This window comes from Epilithonimonas sp. (assembly GCF_056329745.1).
On record NZ_JBWEYV010000007.1, the window covers coordinates 41,946 to 55,467 of the forward strand.

Genomic DNA, 13,522 nt, shown 5'->3' on the forward strand with positions numbered 1-13,522 from the left:
AAAATGTGTATTTTCGCAGCCAGAAATTTAAGGGGTGCTGTCACAAGCTGAGATTATACCCAATGAACCTAGAACAGGTAATGCTGTTTAGGGAAACATTCATTATAATTGATGAATGATAACAGATAAATGATAGTAGTGAAACAGATCATTTATCAAACATCATTTATCATTTATATTATAGTCGCCCCTTTTATTCCTATAAATTTTAACAATTAAAAATTTAAAAGAATGAAAGGATTTGTTTTTTTAGGGGTTTTCATCGCTCCGTTTTATTTTTCACAAACAGTACAGGACACGGCAAAAGTGACATCTATTCAGGCTGTTGCGTTTACAAAGAGGACGCCGGTTGCCAAAACCATTATTAATGTAGAAAAGGATTTGGCCGACAAAAACTTGGGGCAGGACTTACCAATTTTGCTCAAAAATCAAATGTCGGTGGTTTCCACTTCGGATGCCGGGAACGGCGTTGGTTACACTGGTTTTAGGATCAGGGGAACTGCCGGAACAGCCATTAATGTTATGATGAATGGCGTGCCCTACAACGATTCCGAATCTCAAGGAACCTTTTTTGTAGATGTCCCGGATCTGGCCAGCTCGGCATCGCAGATTGTTATTCAAAGAGGGGTTGGGACGTCATCTAATGGTGTTTCTGCATTTGGGGCGAGTGTTAATGTAATCTCGAAAGATCCGTCAGACACATTTTCGGTAAAGACAGATGATTCTTACGGCTCATTCAATACCCAAAAGTATTCTGCGGAGATCAATTCTGGAAAATTTTGGAAAAACAGACTGTCTGTAATGGGAAGATATACCTACATCCAGTCTGATGGATATATAGACCGTGCAGCGTCCAAACTCAATTCCTATAATTTTACAGCGATGTTTCAGGAAAAAAATACAGAGCTGAGATTCTTAGCGTTTGGCGGAAAAGAAAAAACACATCAAGCGTGGAATAGCGGCCTAACCAGAGCAAAGTGGGAGGTTGATCCAAAATTTAATAAATCTGGAGCTATCTACGATGCCAGCGGGGAAAATATTGTCAGCTTTTATAATAATGAGAATGATAACTACACACAAAATCATTACCAATTATTATGGAATCAAAAATTCTCCGATAGCTGGAAACTGGAAACCACAGCGCATTATACCAAAGGCAAAGGATGGTATGAGAATTATAAACAAGGTGCCAAATTTTCTAAATACAATCTTCCTAATATATTTGAGAACGGAACAGAACTTAAAAGGTCAGATTTTATCAGAAAAAAATGGCTGAACAATGATTTCTACGGTGTAATATCTACATTATACGGGCATCTTGGAAATCTTGATCTTAATTTTGGTGCGGTTGCGAACCAATATTACGGCAGACATTATGGCAATGTAACCGGGGTTTATTTTCCAGAGATTAATGAATCTGAATATTACCGAAACCGTTCGGTGAAAAATGAAGTTGCTGGTTTTGCTAAAGCGATTTACAAATTGGGTGCATTAGAACTTTTTGGAGATTTGCAGTTGCGTAACATTGGCTATGATGCCAAAATTATAATGAAAGGGGATGGTGAGGGCATAGATATGGATAAAAAGTGGACATTTTTCAATCCTAAGGCCGGGATTAATTATATCATCAACAATGGAAAATTGTTTGCCTCTTATGCCAATGCTCATAGAGAACCCAACAGAGATGACCTTATTGCAAATCCTTATACCAAGCCAGAGACATTACATGATGTAGAGCTGGGATTGGAGCAAAATTTGGGTAAGATATCCTTTACGGCCAATGCATACTATATGTATTATGTTAATCAGTTGGTTCTGAATGGGCAGATCAATAATGTGGGAGAATTCATACGCACCAATAGCGGAAAAAGTTATAGGCTAGGGGTAGAATTAGGTGTGGTGTCTAAGCTGACGAAAGATTTGCAGGTTTCCGCAAATGCCACTTTCAGCGATAACAGGAATCGTAATTTCTATTCAGAAGATAGCACTGGCGCCTTGCAGAGTTATGGGAATACACAGATTTCTTTTTCTCCTAATATTATCGCCAATGGAAATGTTCAATATTCTCCATTTAAGGATTTTAATTTGGGAGTAACGGTACAATATGTAGGTAAGCAATATCTTGATAATATGGGTACAGCGGTTAATCAGTTAGATTCTTATTTTGTTCCCGATTTCTCTATGTCTTACAAGCTGCCATTGCAGAAACAGGATGTAAGCCTGAGGTTCTTGCTAAACAACTTCACAAATACCAAGTATGTTAACAATGGTTATGTTGATGATGGTCCAATTTACTTTGCACAAGCGGGGATCAACTTTATGTTTGGTGTTTCCATCAAGATCAAATAATGAGTAAGAGTTTAATTTTTAACAGATAATTTCATTCATTCAGAATTAATTGATGACAGATTAGATCAAGTGTTATCAAATTAATCAATTTTTATATCAATTCTAAGCTTGCTGTAAAAGGCAGGCTTTTCTGTTTCCTATAATCCTAAAAATGTGTAGTTTTGTGCCGATGAATTTTGAATATTTATTATATCAATATCTTCTTAAGAATAACAGCGCAGAGGTGCCGGATTTTGGTGTTTTTCAACTAACCAAAGAGTCCGCGAAGATTGATGCGGAAAATGCCATCATCACTCCGCCTAGGGAGACTGTGGTGTTTTCTTATAAACCTGCTGTCTTTTCCAATCATCTGGCAAAATACATCGCCGATGAAACTGGCGACAACCTTTTTGTAGTGCAGATGAACATGAAGGCAGAAGTGGCCAATTGGAAGAAGTTACTCCAGGAGCAGCAGGTGTTAGATCTCAAACATCTGGGGCAGTTTCAGATGGATGAGACGGGGGAGGTTGTTAAAATTGATGATAACAATACAGATGTTTTTGGTTATGAGGAAATCAACCTGCAAACCCTAAAACATCCTAAAACAAAGAAAGAGGACGTTTCTCGGGATTACAGATTCCGGAAAAATATTATCTGGACTTTCCTCGCCATCATTCTTTTGGGAGTGGCTGCTATTTTTATTTTTGGAGATGAGGAACTGATTTTTGGAAAATCGTCTCAGATTCCTCAAAAAGAAATCCTCAAGAAAACCTCACCGAAGAAGACTATTGTAATTCCTAAAAAAGATTCTGCCAAGACAGATACTATAAAATCTACAACACATGCAAAAATCCAAAAAATCAATAGATAGCCTTACCATAATGACTAATATTGTCCTACCGAATGAGACCAATTCTTTGCGGAATCTTTTCGGGGGCGAGCTATTGGCCAGGATGGATCGTGCGGCATCTATCTCGGCTACCAGACACTGTGAGAGAAGGGTGGTGACAGCTTCTGTCAATCATGTGTCCTTTGATGAGCCAATTCCAGAAGGTGGTATTGTAGTTTTGGAAGCCAAAGTTTCCAGGGCATTTTCTACCTCTATGGAGATTTATGTAGATGTGTGGCTGGATGACCCAATCAATCAAAGAAAAACACATACCAACACTGGGATTTACACCTTTGTTGCGGTGGATGAGTTTAACAAGCCAGTGCCAATTCCGCATCTGGAGCCGGAATCCGAAGAAGAAGTGGAGCGTTTTCATGCGGCTTTGCGCAGAAAAGAACTGTCACTCATCCTCTCCGGCAGGATGAAACCTGCAGATTCTATAGAACTTAAAAAATTATTCTTAGGTGACGAAGCCTAACAAAATATCTGATAACGGGCTTTATAGTCCGTTTTTTAATTTGTAAGAAGGTTTTTCTTCTCATTATTAACCATTTCATTTTTAAATTATGAAAATCCTCCAACTTGATAAAAATCACCCATTAATTACTGAACAGCTAACAGCAAAAGGTTTTGAGATAGAAGAAGACCATACTTCGGGATACGATGAGGTTCTTGGGAAAATCAAAAATTACGATGCGGTTATTATCAGGAGCCGGATTCCGCTGGATAAGAATTTTTTGACACATGCGTCTCACCTCAAGTTTATTGCGAGAGTAGGCGCCGGGATGGAGAATATCGATGTAGAAACAGCCGCGAACTTAGGTATTAAGCTTATCAATTCCCCAGAGGGTAACCGGGATTCTGTAGCAGAACACGTTGTAGGGATGTTACTTGTGCTGATGAATCGTTTATTTATTGCTTCCAACGAGGTTAAAAATGGTATCTGGAAACGCGAAGAAAACCGTGGAGACGAATTATTGGGTAAAACTTTTGGTATTATTGGATATGGGAACATGGGAAAGGCTGTGGCTAAAAGACTTTCCGGCTTTGGGGTTGAGGTTATTTTTCACGATATTTTGCCTAATCTTTCAGATGAATTTGCTACACAGGTTTCTTTGAGCGAGCTTCAGGAAAGAGCCGACATTTTAAGCCTTCATATTCCATTGACGGATGATACTTATTATATGATTGATGAAGAATTTATTTCGAAAATGAAACATCCTTTCTATTTCATTAATACCGCAAGGGGAAAAAATGTTGAGACGAAATTTTTAGTAGAAGCCATCAAGGCTGGTAAGGTTTTAGGCGCTTGCCTAGATGTTTTAGAATACGAAAAATCTTCTTTTGAAAAATTAGAATCAGAAAATCAGGATTTAAAATTTCTTCTAGATTCTGAAAAAGTGATTGTTACACCACATATTGCCGGGTGGACACACCAGAGCAAAGAAAAGCTGGCGCAGGTGATTGTAGACAAAATTTTGGTAGATTTCCATAATTAAATTCTTAAAAAAATCTAAAAATTCAGTCTTATATTTTAACAGTTCTTAAGAAATTTACAGACCTGATAAAAAATCATTTTATGTTAACTTGCGGATCTTTAGAAGTTGGTATATAATGAATTTTAGAAAATTAATGACCGTCGCTTTTGCGGCGATGGCTATTCATTCCTGTAAAAAAGAGGAAAAAAAATCACAAGAAACATACGAGTCAAAGTTGCCTAATTACGGCAATGTAGACCTTTCCACAGTCTTTACTCCAGAAGATTGCGTGCTAAATGACCAATCTACGGTTTTGCCCATAATCAATAATTATTACCAGAAAGTTTGGGAACAGGGCGACCTTAGCGGAGGATTATTGGTGGCGAAAGGAAACAAAATCTATTTCGAAAAATACAGGGGATTTGGCAGGGAAGGCCATCAGATGCCGATAGACGCCAATACACCTTTGCACGTGGCATCCGTAAGTAAGACGATGACTTCTATGGCTGTTCTCAAGTTGATAGAAGCCGGGAAATTAAAGCTGGATGATGACCTTACCAAATTTTTCCCCAAATTTCCCTACAAAGAGATAACCGTTTTCAGTCTGCTGTCGCAGAGGAGCGGATTGCCAAAATATGAACATTTTGACCAAAGTATAAAGCCTGTACCCGAAGAATTGCAACAAGAATTTTTGACCAATCAGGATGTACTGGACATGTTGATTAAGTATCAGCCCGCTCTTGCAAGGATTTCCAATACTGGGTTTATGTATTGCAATACAAATTTTGCACTGCTCGCACTGATTGTAGAGAAAGTTACAAAAACACCTTTCCCCCAAGCAATGCAGGAGATTGTTTTCAAACCTCTCAAGATGAGCCACACTTATATTTTTCAGAAAAAAGATATTCCTACGGCATCACAATCTTTTCTCGGGGGTTATAAACTTTACCCACTGTCAAATCTTGATCTGATCTATGGTGACAAAAATGTTTATACCACACCAAGAGATTTGCTCAATTTTTCTGTAGCGATGTTTTCCAAAGATTTTTTGAAAGCTGAATTGGCAGGCAAAATTTTTGAACCGAACAGCAACGAGAAAAAGGGTGTTAATAATTACGGACTCGGTTTTAGGATGAAAGAGTTTGATAATGGCGAAAAACTCACATACCATAACGGCTGGTGGCACGGCACCAACTCAGTTTTTGCGCATCTGTTGAAGTCCAAAGTAACAATTATCGCGATTGGGAACAAATATTCCGGGAAAGTATATTCGGCGTTGTCATTATCCGGCTTGTTTGAGGATTTTCCGTTTGAGATGGAAAAATTCAAAAAAACAATGAATCCAAAAGGCGGCGTAGAAGGGGATGCCGCGAATGGGGGAGAATAATCTGGCACATGAACTTTGTTATTGATGATGATGTCATGAGGAATATATAGAATAATAATAAACTGATTATAAGAACTTTAATGATTATTAAAGTTCTTTTTTTATTTTTGATGTAATATATGAAGAGGCATAACTGTCTTACTTATAAACAGCCAGGAATTTTAAAAGATTCAGAACCGAAAACTTTGGATCCCAAACCTTAAACAGGAATTATGACTCAAGACGACTTTAAGCTAACGGTATTTATTCTCAAAGATGAGATGTACCGTTTTGCCAAAAAGTTTCTTGCGAGTGCAGACGAGGCCGAAGATGTGGTAATGGACCTGATGATGAAATTTTGGCAAAAAAAAGATCAGTTAAAAGTGGTGGAGAACCTGAAAAGTTTTGCCCTAAGGAGTGTTAAAAACGAATGTCTCAACCGGCTGAAGCACCACGAGGTAAAACTGGGATTTGTAAGCCAAACCAGGCACAACTCCGAGCTTTATCAGATAGAAACAAATAATATGCGGGAACAGATCTTGGGATTTATCAACCAACTGCCCGAAAAACAAAAAATGGTCATTCACTTGAAAGATGTAGAGGAATATGAGATTACCGAGATTTCTCAGATAATGGAAATGGAAGAAAATGCCGTGCGGGTTAACCTCATGCGAGCCCGGCAAAAGGTGAAAGACGCTATAAACAAACTTTATGCATATGAAGAGCGACAGATACAAGGATTGGGAATCTAGATTTTTTGACGGCGAGCCGCTAACGCCAGAGGAAGAGCTGTTCCTGAAAAATGAAAGCGACAACCCTTATTTCTCATTTCTGAAAGATGAGAAAGCGGAAAAGCTAGATCTTAGTTTTGAAGAGTTTTTGAAAAGGACAGAACAGCCGGAAGAAATAAAGGTGATTCCTATTAAGAAAACAATACCGATGATGTATTGGCTTGCGGCCAGCCTTGTGATCATGTTTGGACTCATGGTATTTTGGATGCAGCCCACTGCGCAGGATGCAGAAAAGCAGATCGCCCATCAAAATGTCGTAAAAGATGATGTGGCTAAGAAATCAACTATTGAAAAACCAACTGGTTCTGAAAAAGTAAATGAAGTAAACGAAACTGCTATTGCAAAAACAGAAATCAAACATAAGAATTCTCAAAAACAACAAAATAATGAGCTTGGTCAACACCATGTTTATTTAGCAGATTATGAGTTTAAAGAACACAAAGCGGATAACCAAAAATTGGACAAAAATGGGATCTCTGACTACAACCCCAATTATGTCATCATAAATGGGAAACCTATCTACAATGAGCAGGAGGCAATTGCCATTACCGAGGATACATTCAATTATTTTGCAAGTAACGTGAGCCAAACCATAACCGAGGCAGAGAATGTCCAAAACATGTCTAAAGATCTTTACAACATTATAAATTTCTAACCTCAAAATAAGTTGCTGTAACCAATTTGCTATTATTTACGCAGCGTATTTTATAATATTACTAATATCAATTATGAAAAAAATATCAATATTAATGATTCTTTTTCTGCTCTCTACCAATATTTTTGGGCAGACAGAAAAGCTGAACGCTTTGTTTGACCAATATCAGGACAAGGAAGGCGTGACTTCTATCAAGATTGCAAAACCGATGTTCAAAATGCTGAACAACCTCAAGATTGATAACGAAGAACTGGGCAGGATTCAGCCATTGCTGGGCAAGGTCAACGGTCTCAAAATGTTGATTCTGGAGAAACCAAGGACATCGTCAAAAGCGGATTCCGAAGATCAAAAAATCCTGAAACAAACAGGTTCTATAGAAAAGGAAATCACATCATCGCTTAAAAATCTCAATTACGAGGAACTGATGACGGTGAACAGCAAGGATAACAAGATTAAATTCTTGGCTCAGAACACTTCTGCAAGCACATTGGACAATCTGATTCTCAATATCACGTCTGAAGATAATACCGTGCTGATGATGCTTGATGGCAAAATCTCTATGGATGATGTCAGCCGTCTGATGGAGGAGAGCAAAAACGTAACCGCTATTAATCCTGCTAAAACAATAAGTACCTCTACACATACCATTACAGATAATACGGGAACCACTACTTTTACCACTACAGATACCGGTTTTTCCGGGACAGGGAGTGATCGTGTAGTCCCCGCATTCAATGGGATAGAAGTATCAACAGGTGTAGATGTAGAGTTTAGCCAAAGCCCGAAGCAAAGTGTAGTGCTGAAGGTGGATGCGGACAAGCAGCAATATGTAATGACGGAAGTAGAAAACGGGTTGCTGAAAATATTTGTGAGAAACAGAAGCGTGAAAAACCTTAACTTCAATAGTTTGAAAGTTATCGTCTCCGGACCAAAATTGTCAAAACTGATCACCAAATCCGGGGCGTCTTTTAAAACGGCAACGCCTGTTACAGAAAATTCTTTTAATGCCAGTTTTTCATCCGGATCTCAGGTTACAGGCGATTTTAGGGTCGCAACCGCCACGGCAATAGAACTTTCTTCCGGTGTAAGTGTGAAGATGAGTCTGCAAACCAAATCCCTGGCTCTGGAAGCAAGCAGCGGAAGCTCAATCAAATTGAGCGGCAAGGCAGATTCGGGCGTTTACAGTGCCAGCAGTGGCAGTTCGGTTTCTGCTAGCGATTTTGTTACGAGATCTGCTGTGGTGGATGCTTCTTCTGGAGCCAGTATCAAGGTAAACACCACCGAAAGTATTACCGCAAGTGCAGGTTCGGCATCATCGGTACAGTACAGAGGAAATCCTTCTAAAGTTACCAAGTCTGCGCAGGAGATTACGGGCGCAAGTATCACTTCAATTAATTAAGCTATGTTACGTTTTATCTATTTTATCCTGTTTGTTATTTTGGGCTTCTTTTTACAGTCCTGCATGGTTTCTCACAGAAAGGTGCACACCGATTTTTTTGATAACCCCGAGTTTAAGAATAATTCTACCTATGTCAGCATCAATGTTCCAACCTTTCTGGCCAAATCATATGTAAAACAGGCTTTGAAAGCAGATGGAGATAGTAAGGAAGTGATTGACCTTGTGAAGAAAATCAGCGATGTCAAAGTGTTGGTTATACAAAGTTCCAAAACACCTGTCAAATCAGAATTCCAGAAATATTTGAACCGGAACAATTATCAGGAATGGGTGTCTGTAAGGCAACAGGGGCAGGTGGTAAGTATCAATGCGCTACAAGCCAAAGATATAATTAATAGGATGATTATCAATATTAATGACGATCATAACCAAAATGTTTTTGTAGATGTGAAGGGGAAGTTTTCTCCTGATGATATCTCAAAAATCATCAATGCTACAGAAAAAAATCAAATCAAAATTAATCATTTCTAAACAGGAAAAACCACCTATTAGGTGGTTTTCTTGCTTTTATAATTAGTCTTTTATCCTCAGGAATTCTTTGGCGAGTTCTATCATTTTTGGGTCGCCAGTGTATTTGCCCCTTTCGTCTGAGAGTTTTACCGTAGGGATCCATTCATTATTAATCCCTTTTACAGAGATGAGTTTCATAACGATGTTCATTGGTTTGAGGCCAACATCATTGGTAAGATTGGTTCCGATACCAAAGGAAATACCAATTTTTCCACGGCAGTAATTCGTGATTTCTTCTACTTTTTCCAGATTGAGCCCGTCGGAAAAAATAATATATTTGAAGAGCGGGTTGATTCCGTTTTCCTCGTAATGGGCAATGGTTTTGTTGGCAAATTCAAAAGGGTCGCCGCTGTCATGCCGCACGCCGTCAAACAGTTTGGTAAACATCTTGTCAAACTGCTGGAAAAAAACATCCGTCGTATAAGTATCCGAAAGAGCCACGCCCAAGTCGCCCCGGTAAACATTGACCCAGTTTTCCAACGCGATAGAATTGGCCATCTTGAAACCATATTGCGCCGCATGAAACATAAACCATTCGTGGGCATGCGTACCAATTGGTTTTACCTTGTATAACATCGCCAGGTGAACATTGGATGTTCCTATAAATGTTGAACTTTTATCCTGCGTCAGTGCGTCCATCACCAAGCGGTGCACTTTGTAGGAATGCCGTCTCCGGGTTCCAAACTCTGCAAACGGAACGCCCAGTTCGGTAAGGTGTTTAGCTTTTTCCACGGTTTTTTCAATAACCTCTTCATTGGTTTGCCGCTCCAGATGGTTCATTTCATAATGAAGCTCACTGATAAGAGCCAGCAGAGGGACTTCCCAAAGAATGGTCCTGTACCAGAGCCCTTCTACAGAAACCTTCAGCTCTGTGCCGGTTTGTTCAATCTTAACTTCGGACGGGTCATAATGGAAACCTTCCAAAAAATCAAGATAGGGCAGTGCAAGATATGGGCAGGTAACGGTAAGGTATTTCTTTTCGTCTTTGGTAAGTTTCAGTTCTGCCATGGCATTCACGGATCTTCTCAATTCTTCTGCAAAACCCTCCGGGAAGCTGTGTTTTCCGCGATTGATGAATTCGTATTTGACGATTTCGTTCGTGAACAGTTTCACGACAGCGTTTTGCATAGTGATCTTGTAAAAGTCATTGTCTAGGATAGAGTTGAGCCTTACCTCGCGCATAAAAATATCATTTTACACAAATTTACACTATACCTTTTTAGTTTTACTATTTTTGTCAAAATTTTTTGGGATGAAAAAAGCATTGCTCTATTTTGTAATAGGAACATTAATCAGTTTTTTAATCAAACATTTTACCGGAGATGAGACCAATGTTTGGATTAAACTTTACAGTGCAGTCGCATTTGGTATCGGTTGGGGATTAGCTTATTTTGTAGATCATCCAGAATGGCCGCTGGTGAAAAAAATGGGTATTTCTTTAATTGGGATTGCTGTTTTGGTAGTCGTAGGATTGGTCTTTTTTAATTTCGAAATTGCGATTCCGTCAGTCATAAAATTTTCTACCGTGTTTGTAGCTTATTATATGATCGCCAGTTTCCGCGAAAGCAAATCGCTGAGGTATTAGATATTTTGGGCAGCTTATCCGCCCTCCGTTCCCGCTATCCCGAAAAGGCCTTTGCTTTTTGCCTATCCATTTTTCGGGATGAGCTCCACTCAGGTCGGGCTGCGTGCCATTCGCTGTTATAAAAACAAAACCCTTTCATCATTGTGGAAGGGTTTATTTATATCAATATTGAAATCGATAAATCATTTAGTGCATCATCAGGAAGCTTACCACGCCCAGACCAATTACTAGAAACATAAATGCGAAAAAATTAAACATAAACAACACGCTTCCAATGATAAAGCTTATGACGCCGTGCGTATGATAAACCTTGTGATGAGCAATGAAAAAGTAGATGATACTGTAAAAAAATAGGACATTCATAAGTAGGTAGATGAGAATGTTCACCGAATTTGGCAAAACGGTGCTTAATTTATATAGCATTAAGAATAGTAAAATCGTTAGCAGCAGGAAACTAAAATAATGCAAAGTGAAGATCCCGTGGTCAAAATACCACCATTTCCTTTTATTATGGAATATCCATAAGAAAAATGCAAAGACAGGAAGATAGATAAAAAGAGCTTTTGGTAGATTATGAAAAGAAGTTTCTGCTAGTTTTTTTAGAATTTCTCCTTTTGGAACACCTTGTTCTTTCAACTCAAAAAGCTTATGAGCAAAAGGTACATTGATGAAATCATAAAACTTTGGATTTTTTGCTTTTGCAGAATCAAAAGATTTTCTGTTCGTATAGCCATTGACCTCAAAATTATCATCAAGCTTTTTACTCATATCAAAACTATTCCGAAGTTCATTAAGCTTTGCAGAATCTTTAAGTACAGCATTAGCCTTACTAATAGCCACAGAATCTCTTCCTTTCAACGCACCATCAGTCTTGATGCTATCTAACATTTTACTTGCTTCTGTCACATTGTTGACTTTTAATTCCTTTTCACTTTTAGATTCTTTATTGTCTCCGTAATTGAAATTAAAAGGTGGAAAAACCGCAAAAAGGAAGAACGTGATAAAACTGACAAAGATGTAAAGCTTAACGGGCGGAACAAATTTCTGTCTTTTTCCTTCTAGATAAGTAGTGGTCAATTTTCCTGGTTTGAACAGTAAATTTTTGATAGTTCCCCAAAATTGTCCGTCATAATGGGTGAAATCTTCTACAAAGTGGGTGAACAGATAATAGAAGGGTTGCCGGGTTTCTATATTTTCTTGTCCGCAATGGGGACAAAAGCGCTCCTCTACATAGTGCCCGCAATTGAGGCAATTTTTTTCCTTTCTCAGTTTTCCGTGGCTCATTTCATAATTTTTCTCAAAAATATAAAAAAGCCTAATGCTAATGTTATGAATTTTTAAGAAAAAATAAAAGTTTTCTTAATGGTTATGGAATCTTAATCTATTAACTATTAGAAAATTATAATATTTTTTGAGGGAAAATTTTTCATCCAAGAAAAAATTCATACCTTTGCACACCCTTTAAGGGAAAATTATGTTTAATCGTAAACGATAAATTGTGAATACATTAAGTTACAAAACAGTATCGGCAAACAAGGCTACCGCAAATAAAGAATGGGTTGTGGTAGACGCTGCTGAGCAACCGTTGGGAAGACTAGCTTCTACCGTTGCAAAGATTTTGAGAGGTAAGCACAAAACGAATTACACACCACACGTAGATTGTGGAGACAATGTAATCGTTTTGAACGCTGGGAAAGTTACACTTTCCGGAAACAAGTGGGCAGACAAAACTTACATTTGGCACACTGGATATCCAGGTGGACAAAAGTCTATGACTGCTGAAGAGCTTAGAAAAAAAGATGCTCTTAAAGTATTGGAGAGATCTGTAAAAGGTATGTTGCCTAAAAACAGATTGGGTTCAGCTTTATTCAAAAACCTTTATTTATATGAAGGAACAGAGCATAAGCACGAAGCGCAACAGCCAAAAGTAATCAATGTTAACGAATTCAAATAATTAATATGTCTACAGTACACAAAATCGGAAGAAGAAAAACTTCTGTTGCAAGAGTTTATGTAAAACCAGGGACTGGTAACATTACTATAAACGGGAAAGATGCTAAAACGTATTTCTGTACAGATGTTTTAGTTTATAAAGTAAATCAGCCATTTTTGTTGACAGAAACTTTAGGTCAGTATGACGTAACAGTTAATGTTTTTGGTGGTGGTATCACAGGTCAGGCAGAAGCTGTAAGACTGGGTATTTCTAGAGCATTGTGCGAGATCAACGAAGAATTCAGATTGGCGCTTAAGCCTCATGGATTGTTGACTAGAGACGCAAGAATGGTGGAAAGAAAAAAACCAGGTCAGAAAAAAGCGAGAAAGAGATTCCAATTCTCAAAACGTTAGAAAGCTTATGGCTATTGGCTTTTGGCGAATAGCTCTAAACGATTTCTTAAAATTTTTTTTAACCCAACGCTGGAAAGCCAATTGCCAACGGCAAGAAGCCAACAGCCACTTTGCCCGT

At 38.4% G+C, this 13,522-nt stretch carries 14 protein-coding genes; 12 read left to right on the plus strand and 2 right to left on the minus strand.

What is annotated here, in order from left to right:
- Nucleotides 1-231 precede the first annotated feature (231 nt).
- The 9 genes from AC00Y6_RS06895 to AC00Y6_RS06935 all read left to right on the plus strand — a co-directional run bounded on the left by AC00Y6_RS06895 (nt 232) and on the right by AC00Y6_RS06935 (nt 9,434).
- Nucleotides 232-2,349, plus strand: coding sequence for a TonB-dependent receptor (locus AC00Y6_RS06895; protein WP_474489881.1), 2,118 nt, complete (start codon nt 232-234; stop codon nt 2,347-2,349).
- A 151-nt stretch (nt 2,350-2,500) separates the two neighbouring features.
- The gene (locus AC00Y6_RS06900) at nt 2,501-3,199 is read left to right on the plus strand and encodes an HU domain-containing protein (RefSeq protein WP_474489882.1); all 699 of its coding nucleotides are present in this window, start codon (nt 2,501-2,503) and stop codon (nt 3,197-3,199) included.
- On the plus strand, nt 3,171-3,695 hold the full coding sequence (locus AC00Y6_RS06905; protein WP_474489883.1) for an acyl-CoA thioesterase: 525 nt from the start codon (nt 3,171-3,173) through the stop codon (nt 3,693-3,695). The genes AC00Y6_RS06900 and AC00Y6_RS06905 overlap by 29 nt, the downstream gene beginning before the upstream one ends.
- An 88-nt stretch (nt 3,696-3,783) precedes the next feature.
- Entirely contained in the window at nt 3,784-4,716 is a 933-nt protein-coding gene (locus AC00Y6_RS06910; protein ID WP_474489884.1) for a 2-hydroxyacid dehydrogenase, read from the plus strand.
- Nucleotides 4,717-4,831: 115 nt separating this feature from the next.
- Nucleotides 4,832-6,082 (plus strand): serine hydrolase domain-containing protein, encoded by a 1,251-nt coding sequence (locus tag AC00Y6_RS06915; protein ID WP_474489885.1) that lies wholly within the window; start codon nt 4,832-4,834, stop codon nt 6,080-6,082.
- Between the two features lie 212 nt (nt 6,083-6,294).
- Entirely contained in the window at nt 6,295-6,813 is a 519-nt protein-coding gene (locus AC00Y6_RS06920) for an RNA polymerase sigma factor (protein WP_474489886.1), read from the plus strand.
- On the plus strand, nt 6,779-7,507 hold the full coding sequence (locus AC00Y6_RS06925; protein WP_474489887.1) for a hypothetical protein: 729 nt from the start codon (nt 6,779-6,781) through the stop codon (nt 7,505-7,507). Before AC00Y6_RS06920 ends, AC00Y6_RS06925 begins: the two co-directional genes overlap by 35 nt.
- Before the next feature lie 73 nt (nt 7,508-7,580).
- Entirely contained in the window at nt 7,581-8,906 is a 1,326-nt protein-coding gene (locus AC00Y6_RS06930; protein WP_474489888.1) for a DUF4252 domain-containing protein, read from the plus strand.
- A gap of 3 nt (nt 8,907-8,909) precedes the next feature.
- Nucleotides 8,910-9,434, plus strand: a complete 525-nt coding sequence (locus AC00Y6_RS06935; RefSeq protein WP_474489889.1) for a DUF4252 domain-containing protein — start codon at nt 8,910-8,912, stop codon at nt 9,432-9,434.
- Between the two features lie 42 nt (nt 9,435-9,476).
- On the opposite strand, the gene pncB is transcribed toward AC00Y6_RS06935, so the two are convergent.
- A complete protein-coding gene (gene pncB / locus AC00Y6_RS06940; protein ID WP_474489890.1) occupies nt 9,477-10,655 on the minus strand; it encodes a nicotinate phosphoribosyltransferase in 1,179 nt (392 codons plus the stop codon).
- A gap of 70 nt (nt 10,656-10,725) precedes the next feature.
- Between pncB and AC00Y6_RS06945 the strand changes: the two genes are divergently transcribed.
- Nucleotides 10,726-11,058 carry a hypothetical protein gene (locus AC00Y6_RS06945; protein ID WP_474489891.1) on the plus strand — a complete coding sequence of 111 codons (333 nt, stop codon included), beginning with the start codon at nt 10,726-10,728 and terminating at the stop codon, nt 11,056-11,058.
- A 186-nt stretch (nt 11,059-11,244) separates the two neighbouring features.
- Here the strand turns inward: AC00Y6_RS06945 and AC00Y6_RS06950 are convergent, their stop codons facing one another.
- Entirely contained in the window at nt 11,245-12,342 is a 1,098-nt protein-coding gene (locus AC00Y6_RS06950; protein WP_474489892.1) for a DUF3667 domain-containing protein, read from the minus strand.
- A gap of 214 nt (nt 12,343-12,556) precedes the next feature.
- Between AC00Y6_RS06950 and rplM the strand changes: the two genes are divergently transcribed.
- Complete coding sequence (gene rplM / locus AC00Y6_RS06955) at nt 12,557-13,012, plus strand: 50S ribosomal protein L13 (protein ID WP_072997642.1); 456 nt, start codon at nt 12,557-12,559, stop codon at nt 13,010-13,012.
- A gap of 5 nt (nt 13,013-13,017) precedes the next feature.
- The gene (rpsI, locus tag AC00Y6_RS06960) at nt 13,018-13,404 is read left to right on the plus strand and encodes a 30S ribosomal protein S9 (RefSeq protein WP_474489893.1); all 387 of its coding nucleotides are present in this window, start codon (nt 13,018-13,020) and stop codon (nt 13,402-13,404) included.
- Nucleotides 13,405-13,522 lie beyond the last annotated feature (118 nt).

What these genes read in the sequence shown, in the direction of transcription:
- AC00Y6_RS06895 (WP_474489881.1), top strand. Translation starts at nt 232, where the DNA reads ATGAAAGGATTTGTTTTTTTAGGGGTTTTCATCGCTCCGTTTTATTTT.
- AC00Y6_RS06905 (WP_474489883.1), top strand. Translation starts at nt 3,171, where the DNA reads ATGCAAAAATCCAAAAAATCAATAGATAGCCTTACCATAATGACTAAT.
- AC00Y6_RS06915 (WP_474489885.1), top strand. Translation starts at nt 4,832, where the DNA reads ATGAATTTTAGAAAATTAATGACCGTCGCTTTTGCGGCGATGGCTATT.
- pncB (WP_474489890.1), bottom strand. Translation starts at nt 10,655, where the DNA reads ATGCGCGAGGTAAGGCTCAACTCTATCCTAGACAATGACTTTTACAAG.
- AC00Y6_RS06945 (WP_474489891.1), top strand. Translation starts at nt 10,726, where the DNA reads ATGAAAAAAGCATTGCTCTATTTTGTAATAGGAACATTAATCAGTTTT.
- AC00Y6_RS06925 (WP_474489887.1), top strand. Translation starts at nt 6,779, where the DNA reads ATGAAGAGCGACAGATACAAGGATTGGGAATCTAGATTTTTTGACGGC.
- AC00Y6_RS06950 (WP_474489892.1), bottom strand. Translation starts at nt 12,342, where the DNA reads ATGAGCCACGGAAAACTGAGAAAGGAAAAAAATTGCCTCAATTGCGGG.
- AC00Y6_RS06910 (WP_474489884.1), top strand. Translation starts at nt 3,784, where the DNA reads ATGAAAATCCTCCAACTTGATAAAAATCACCCATTAATTACTGAACAG.
- AC00Y6_RS06930 (WP_474489888.1), top strand. Translation starts at nt 7,581, where the DNA reads ATGAAAAAAATATCAATATTAATGATTCTTTTTCTGCTCTCTACCAAT.
- AC00Y6_RS06935 (WP_474489889.1), top strand. Translation starts at nt 8,910, where the DNA reads ATGTTACGTTTTATCTATTTTATCCTGTTTGTTATTTTGGGCTTCTTT.
- AC00Y6_RS06900 (WP_474489882.1), top strand. Translation starts at nt 2,501, where the DNA reads ATGTGTAGTTTTGTGCCGATGAATTTTGAATATTTATTATATCAATAT.
- AC00Y6_RS06920 (WP_474489886.1), top strand. Translation starts at nt 6,295, where the DNA reads ATGACTCAAGACGACTTTAAGCTAACGGTATTTATTCTCAAAGATGAG.
- rpsI (WP_474489893.1), top strand. Translation starts at nt 13,018, where the DNA reads ATGTCTACAGTACACAAAATCGGAAGAAGAAAAACTTCTGTTGCAAGA.